Consider the following 593-nt stretch of genomic DNA (forward strand, 5'->3'; position numbering starts at 1 on the left):
CCTCTAATCGACTAGTCTTCATTTGAAGATTATAGAGACTCATCAAGTCATTTTCAGCCTTAGTAAAATCCCTACTCGTAACCTTATGACCACTCGAACGCAAACGTTCAGAACGAGAGACTATTCGCGATTAGTTCCATTTCTTTTGTAAAAAGATTAGAAATCAAGTAAAATTCATTACCAAGAATATATCTAGCCCTCATTACAATACCGTTAGAGGGCTGTTGTTGATTGTTAAAATTGTCCATCCACTGTTTGCACATTGTTCGTCACATGAGCCGGGTTATGAACTAGCTTCTCATTTAAATGGCTCTTTGTCAACTGTAGTGGGTTGAAGAAAAGCTAAGTTCTAGAAAGGACAAATTTCGTCCTTTCTTTTTTGATGTTTAGAGCGATAAAAATCCGTTTTTTGAAGTTTTCAAAGTTCCGAAAACCAAAGGCATTGCGTTTGATGAGTTTAATGAGATTAATGAGATTAATGAGATTATTGGTGGCCTCCAATTTGGCGTTAGAATAGGGTAGTTGAAGAGCGTTGACAATTTTCTCTTTATCTTTGAAGAAGGTTTTAAAGACAGTCTGAAAAAAAGGATGCA

General features: G+C 35.9%; 1 protein-coding gene. It reads right to left on the reverse strand.

Annotated elements, in window-relative coordinates:
• Nucleotides 1-342 precede the first annotated feature (342 nt).
• Nucleotides 343-593, reverse strand: a 251-nt coding sequence (locus STRDD10_RS10045; protein ID WP_197458347.1) for a transposase, incomplete at its 5' end; no start/stop codon positions are given.

The sequence above is a fragment of the Streptococcus sp. DD10 genome (genome assembly GCF_001578805.1).
Classification (GTDB): domain Bacteria; phylum Bacillota; class Bacilli; order Lactobacillales; family Streptococcaceae; genus Streptococcus.